Annotated in this window: 8 protein-coding genes; 5 read left to right on the top strand and 3 right to left on the bottom strand. The window is 56.2% G+C overall.

Translation table 11 applies throughout. From position 1 onward, the window contains the following. Window positions 1-253 precede the first annotated feature (253 nt). Both B5V02_RS00540 and B5V02_RS42570 read left to right on the top strand, forming a co-directional pair. On the top strand, window positions 254-1369 hold the full coding sequence (locus B5V02_RS00540; protein ID WP_111542333.1) for a glycosyltransferase family 9 protein: 1116 nt from the start codon (window positions 254-256) through the stop codon (window positions 1367-1369). A 27-nt stretch (window positions 1370-1396) separates the two neighbouring features. After that, entirely contained in the window at window positions 1397-1708 is a 312-nt protein-coding gene (locus B5V02_RS42570; protein WP_208647015.1) for a hypothetical protein, read from the top strand. Here the strand turns inward: B5V02_RS42570 and B5V02_RS42565 are convergent. After that, entirely contained in the window at window positions 1622-1849 is a 228-nt protein-coding gene (locus B5V02_RS42565) for a glycosyl hydrolase 108 family protein (RefSeq protein WP_425374335.1), read from the bottom strand. The two genes, B5V02_RS42570 and B5V02_RS42565, sit on opposite strands and share 87 nt — an antisense overlap. Window positions 1850-2065: 216 nt before the next feature. Between B5V02_RS42565 and B5V02_RS00525 the strand changes: the two genes are divergently transcribed. After that, complete coding sequence (locus tag B5V02_RS00525) at window positions 2066-2905, top strand: class I SAM-dependent methyltransferase (protein WP_245445562.1); 840 nt, start codon at window positions 2066-2068, stop codon at window positions 2903-2905. 139 nt (window positions 2906-3044) lie between these two features. Continuing rightward, window positions 3045-3167, top strand: coding sequence for a hypothetical protein (locus B5V02_RS42185; protein ID WP_281004878.1), 123 nt, complete (start codon window positions 3045-3047; stop codon window positions 3165-3167). Window positions 3168-3171: 4 nt separating this feature from the next. Here B5V02_RS42185 and B5V02_RS40005 read toward each other — a convergent pair whose 3' ends face one another. Then, the gene (locus B5V02_RS40005; protein WP_146605988.1) at window positions 3172-3474 is read right to left on the bottom strand and encodes a hypothetical protein; all 303 of its coding nucleotides are present in this window, start codon (window positions 3472-3474) and stop codon (window positions 3172-3174) included. A gap of 541 nt (window positions 3475-4015) precedes the next feature. Beyond that, window positions 4016-4312: a hypothetical protein gene (locus B5V02_RS00510; RefSeq protein ID WP_146605987.1), complete on the bottom strand. Its 297-nt coding sequence runs from the start codon at window positions 4310-4312 to the stop codon at window positions 4016-4018. Window positions 4313-4353: 41 nt separating this feature from the next. Between B5V02_RS00510 and B5V02_RS00505 the strand changes: the two genes are divergently transcribed. Next, a complete protein-coding gene (locus B5V02_RS00505; protein ID WP_111542329.1) occupies window positions 4354-5535 on the top strand; it encodes an acyltransferase family protein in 1182 nt (393 codons plus the stop codon). Window positions 5536-6000: the final 465 nt, after the last annotated feature.

Here is a 6000-nt window from a genome sequence, read left to right as displayed (position 1 = left end):
GCTGCAGGCCAATGGCGAATGGCGAGATACTCGAGCCAGTACGGCATTGCTTAGCATTTTCTAAAAGCGCGTAATGATGGTGAGGCCAAGCGGCGACAGTGACCAAGGATTTGAGGCTTCGTCTTTGGGCTGCTTTCAAAGACGACCTTGCTTCGATGTTGAAAAGAGAGATATCCATTAGCCGGAACCGTGAGCTCGATTGGACGTTGGTGCCCACCAATGACCAATATGACCCGCCCTTCGTGAGGTCGATGTGCTGAATATCTCGGTGGCTGATCGGCTGGCTATCAAGTCCATTCTCGTTATTCAGACGAAGTACATCGGGGATGTCATTCTGACCTCGGCGCTCGTGCGAAATCTGCGCCTCGCTTACCCAAACGCCGCGATAGCCATGCTTTGCGCTCCTGGCCTGCGAGACTTCATAGTCAGCCAGAATATCGCAGACGTGGCCATCGGATTCGACCGTCGAGGTGCTGGTAGAAGTCTGCCTCAGCGAGTGAAGGAATATTCAAGCTTGGTCGCTGACCTCCGCCGCCGAAAATTCGATCTCACCATTGATCTAACTGACTCGAAGACATCAAGGATAATGCACAGGTCAATCGGCGCCCCCCTGCGCGTTGGATACAATCCCCCGGAAAGGCCCCTGAAATTTTGGGAAAGTCAGCCTGCTAATATATTTGCTGAAACCTTCGGCCATGGAGGCGCGCACTACTTGTACCGATATCTGTCCCCGCTTGAAGCTCTTGGGATAGAATTACGCGAAGTGACACCGAGGCTTGAACCCACACCAGTCGGGCGAAGCGCATCTACCCAGGTTCTGGCGCAAAGCAATCTGGCTGTAAAAGCTTTCGTCGCAGTACACGCTGGAGCAAGGTTCGAAGGGCGGTGTTGGCAACCTGAACGGTTCGCTGCAGTAATCGACGAGGTTTATGCAACGACGGGCCTGCGGTCACTGCTGATTGGTGGACCTGATGAGAGCGCAACCGCGCAAGCTATCCTGAATGTGGCAGTGTCACCATTGGTGAGCGTTGTTGGTCAAGCCTCGCTTGAGACACTAACAGCATTGCTTGCGGATGCATTTATCTTTCTAGGAAACGAGAGCGGCCCAATGCACCTGGCTGCGTCAGTCGGAACTCCAGTTGTGGGCCTGTATGGCCTGACGCCCCCCGACATCTGGGGGCCTTTTGGGGTACTTCACCGCACCGTTGAGCCGCCGTTGCCTTGCCAGTGTGTTGCGCCCGATTTGTGCAAACCCGACAACCCGGGCGGCGTCTACTGCGTTCATCGACTACCAGTTGCCAAGGTCGCTCAAGCGACACGAGACTTGATAGATGCAGTGAGACAACAGGCGAATGAGACGGCCAATTGAACCTACTCCCTCCGGTAGGAGACAGCCATGACCGGCCCGCTTGAAACCGTGAAGAAGGCCCTGCAGGCCTATGTCGACAAGGATCGTGCGCTCATCGATCCGGTGATCGGCAAGCCGTACAGCTTCACCAGTCGCGGCGCTCGGGCGGTACGGCCGCTTTTTGATCGTTTCATCGTGATAGCGGACGGCCGGCTTCCGGCCCCCCAGGTAACGGTTGGTATCCTTCTGGCCAATACTGGCCGAAGGAGAACATTATGGGACATTCACATTACGATCCTGCGACGCATGGGCGGCGTGCGTGGAACGCAGGCAGAAAGGTCGGCGCCAAACGAGCGCTGAACCCGCGACAGATTCATATCGGCGGAAGTCGGCGAGCGTCACCCCCTTCATGGTGGCGCCGCCCGGATCGGCAGGATTGTCGCTCCATCCACTTTCAGATTTCAAAACGAGCGCAAGCGCCCGCGCGTAGTTGCGGTCCATGGGTTTTCCTTTCGGGTGATGATTGGCTATGGTTGGCGGCCGGGAGGAGCAGATCGTCGATTGCCTAGTATTCAGGCTTCGGGTAGAGACCAAGAAGATCCGGAGGCCAAGTTGCTAGGGATTTGTTCGAGACTGCGACGGCTGGTTCGCCCCACTGTCACTCAACGACCATCTGACGAGTATTGCGTCGAGCGCCTCTCGTTCGTGGATGGAGTTTTGATCGCAACTGGCCGGACAACGGGGGAAGATCCCCAACTTGTGTACGGAGGCGTCCCGATCCCTCGCCAGGCGTGCGCCCGCTATTTTCGGCCAGACATCGATATACCCCGAAGTGCCGGCTTTAGGATCGCTGCACCGCTGCCCGACAAGAACATTGCCGAGCAGGAAGTCATAGTCAGGTTTGACAATGGTGCTGAACTCCGGCCAGCACCAGGGTTTTTCGATACCAACACCATGCTGGATAAATTCCGGGGGGAGGTTTCCGCGAAGCCTGGGGCCAAGCTGATCGAGATCGGATCCAGAGCCAGATCCGGTAATACCTACAGGCAACTTTTCCCGAACTGCGCATACTTCGGCATTGACGTGGCGCCAGGCCCCAATGTCGATCTCGTTACCGACGCTCACAGCATGGCCGGCGTAAAGGATATGTTCGATTTCGCCTTTTCGATATCTGTGTTCGAGCATCTGATGATGCCGTGGGTCGCGCCTCACGCGCTCAACCGCGTTCTTAATAATGGCGCATTGGCCTTTATCCAGTCCCATGCGGCATGGCCGCTTCACGTGCAGCCTTGGGATTTCTTTCGTTTTTCGAAAGAGGCGTATTCCTCGATCTTCAATGCCTTCACCGGCTTCGAGATGATCGATGCTGGCTATTCGATGCCGGCCTTCATCGTTCCCACAAGCGCCGAAGGCGGGGCTCTACATGGATTGGACGACCAGCCCGCATTCCTGCTAAGCGCTTGCCTGGTAAGGAAGACAGGAGAGCCGACAGTCAATTGGTCAGCTGACCCGTCGACCATTTTCAACCTTAACTATTCGCACGGCATCTTGACGTAGAGAGTAGAAATGGAGATCGATCATGACCACGCCAGATTACCCGATTGGTGGCGAAAAGCTGCCGTTTCAGACGGCCGAAGACCGCGCCGCGTTGGTCGGCCGCGAAGTACGCTATTTGAGGCAGTGAGACATCGTCGATATGGGCGGCAAGCCGCATTTCTTTCCTTTGTTGGCCACCGTCAAAGCGGCGGATCAGTCCGGCTTGCTGATGGATAACGGCACGCGGGTAGGCGTTGATGAGCTTAAGATTATCGTCGCTTAACCATTTATTGCGTGGTGAATTCCCAGCCACGTAAATAGTACCCACGGCCGCCATCGCTGGCAACCTGCCGCATGAGGATTTGAAGTGCGCCAGACGGCCCAATCGGAACACCGTTGATCCGTAGGGGACCTGTTCCGGTGTGCCCGGTCCACGCGACCGATGCTTCAAATTCAACGACATCGCCAGACCGCTTGTACCAGCCTTGCTGTGTCGTAGGTGTGTAAGTACCGGCAGTAGTGGCACCAAATACTACAGGTGTGAAAGGTATCTTGCGCGGGTCAGCAGCCGATAAAATCTGGTAGTCCAATATTGCCCCCGAGGATGAAGTGTTGGAAAAAAATGGGGAAATTCCTTGCAGTGCTGCTCTTTGGCGCGAGCCTTTCGGTATTGCCGGTTCAACCGTCTCAAGCGTCGAATACCCCTTGCAGCGGCCACAAGGGTGGTGTCGCGCACTGCCAAGGCCGCACGTTCGTTTGCAATGACGGCTCGGTGAGTGCCAGCAAAAGGGATTGCTCTGCCGACAAAGGTGGCGGTTCCAGTCAGGGGCTTGGCCTGGTGGGCAACGAAGATGCAGACATGACGCCGACAGACAATCAGTCGGAATGCTCGTGTAGATCCGGGCATTTCTGTACGGGACCTAGAGGCGGGCACTACTGCATCACCGACGGTGGGGCCAAGAGCTACTTGCGCAAGTAACCTATTGGACCGTCATCTGCTTGCGCCATTCCCACGGCCTTTCGAACGACCCGGCCCACATACCGCGCGGCGCGGTAGCCTCGGCATTTGGTACGTTGGCGCTCGTATGGGCATTGGAGTTGGGATTGCTGCTACGACGGGCTTCGTCACCTTTATTCTGGCTTGCAAATAGCGGCCGCTACACAACGACGACGCCAAATGCTGCGAATTTCGCTACCTTGGCGAAAACGTGGCGTCACATCATTCCGGCAGGGACGAGCAATCTCACAGTCTATGTTGGTGGTGTTAATCTGGGCACTACGGCGCTTCCAGTGCCGTATGTCGACGGCTTTAAGGGTGCGCGTGCGGACGGTGCGGGAAAGACCATCGTCATCACTGATCTTCGCGACATCGAGCACTAGCACCGGTATCTCAATCGTTGCGCCGAAATCCCAATCCATGTAGGGCATGAACATCACGATTTGGCGGTGGGGTCGATCAGGTAAATACAATGACGCCGAGCAAGCCGGACCGCTTCCCCTACCTCAGCGCGCTGCGTGGTCTCGCCGCTCTATGGGTCGTGATGGCTCACGTAGCACTAATGCCCAATCCACGCTTTGTGCTCCCCTGGTGGCCGCAAACTCTGGCCCAAAGCGGCGTCATGGGCGTCAATCTGTTCTTCCTTGTGAGCGCCTTTTCCCTCTGCCTCACGATGCCAAAGCACGATAGCGAACAGAGGCCATATTTGGGATTCATGCTGCGGAGGTTTTTTCGGATAGCCCCGCTGTTCTATGCCCTGATTGGTCTGGCGTGTCTGTCGCACTGGTTCAACCCGGCAGGCCTTCCCTACAATTACAAAACGATCCTGGCGAACCTGACGTTTGTCTTCAATTTTACCCCGGGCCTTGGGTACCAGTCCTCGGTCCTCTTTGCGGGATGGACGATTGGCGTTGAGATGGCGTTCTACCTAGTGTTCCCCTTCATATACGCCAGGACTAAAAGTGTAACCTTGGCGATCCGAGCGCTCGTCGTTGCCCTCGTCGTGGCCGCGGTCTTTCGCTCGGTAATCGGGAATCTCGTGGCAGAGCCCAGGATCTACATTCCTAAATCGATATTTCACCTAGCTCCAATGTTCATGTTCGGAATTATCGCGTTTTATGTGGTTCAGATTGCCGGCGAATGGACACACAAGCGAGCGATTGGCGCTATCCTGCTGGCGTCCGTGCCGCTTCAGTTCTATGTGATTGTCAGTGGCATGGTGCCATTTGGCGAGCCGATGTATTGGCAAGGTCCGATGTTTGGATGTCTGCTGGTTGGGCTCTATTTGTTCCCCATCAAGCCTCTTGTGAACAGAGCGACGGTGTGGCTGGGCAATGTCTCCTATTCAGTCTACCTGGTGCATGGCCCAATCATCGCCGCCTTGTTTCCTTTGTTCTGGCGACTTCGGCACTCGGGACTGAGCGAACCTCAGGCCTATGTGCTGTTGCTTGCGATAACGCTGCTGTGCGTCATCCCGGTCGCAACTCTGACCTACTATGGCTGGGAAAACTGGACCAATGAATGGGGCAAGCGCTTTGCCTCACGATGCGCCGGCGGGAAGCGCGTCGAGGGGACTGGCATCGATAGTGCGAAAGTTGTTGTGGCCGAGAGCAGGGAAGAGCGAGGCGGCTACCCTGCAGAGTCTTTGACCTAACCCGGACGGGAATTTCACCGGTTCGCCGCTAATTCGCCTTCCGCAGCACGTTGAGGATCACGTCTGCATCGCTGTGGTCGCCGCTCTCAAATACATCCCAGACACCGTCAACACGCATGAGACGTCCGCCGCCATAGGTGCGGATTTCGCCGGAATTACTATTTTCTTTTCGTCGCCTGCCTCGCTTCCCGGCTAACCTACACGCAATGACGGCCGGACGGACATGGTAGTAAGCGCACTGTCACCGTAGTTCCATCAAAGTCTAACGATCAGAAAAGCGCACTGGAAAGCACGTGCGGTAACAGTTGATTCAACCATCGCTGGTATATTAGAGGGTGTGAGTAGCGGCTCCGACAGTGGGCGGGCGCTGAGTGCCGGAGCCGCCTGCGCAGTCCGGTTGGGGGTTTGACCGCGCCGTCCTATTCTGGGACAGCGCGGTCAACGATTCGTTAAAATGTTCCGGAA

Origin of the sequence: Mesorhizobium kowhaii, from assembly GCF_003253745.1 — a bacterium.
Taxonomy (GTDB): domain Bacteria; phylum Pseudomonadota; class Alphaproteobacteria; order Rhizobiales; family Rhizobiaceae; genus Mesorhizobium; species Mesorhizobium kowhaii.
The sequence above is the reverse complement of the archived record's forward strand: the minus strand, read 5'-3'. Positions and strand labels throughout refer to the sequence as shown.

Bases quoted from the DNA above. Each gene is read 5' to 3' on its own strand.
- B5V02_RS42185 (WP_281004878.1), top strand. From the start codon at position 3,045: ATGGGCGGCAAGCCGCATTTCTTTCCTTTGTTGGCCACCGTCAAAGCG.
- B5V02_RS00510 (WP_146605987.1), bottom strand. From the start codon at position 4,312: ATGCCCTACATGGATTGGGATTTCGGCGCAACGATTGAGATACCGGTG.
- B5V02_RS00505 (WP_111542329.1), top strand. From the start codon at position 4,354: ATGACGCCGAGCAAGCCGGACCGCTTCCCCTACCTCAGCGCGCTGCGT.
- B5V02_RS42565 (WP_425374335.1), bottom strand. From the start codon at position 1,849: ATGGACCGCAACTACGCGCGGGCGCTTGCGCTCGTTTTGAAATCTGAA.
- B5V02_RS42570 (WP_208647015.1), top strand. From the start codon at position 1,397: ATGACCGGCCCGCTTGAAACCGTGAAGAAGGCCCTGCAGGCCTATGTC.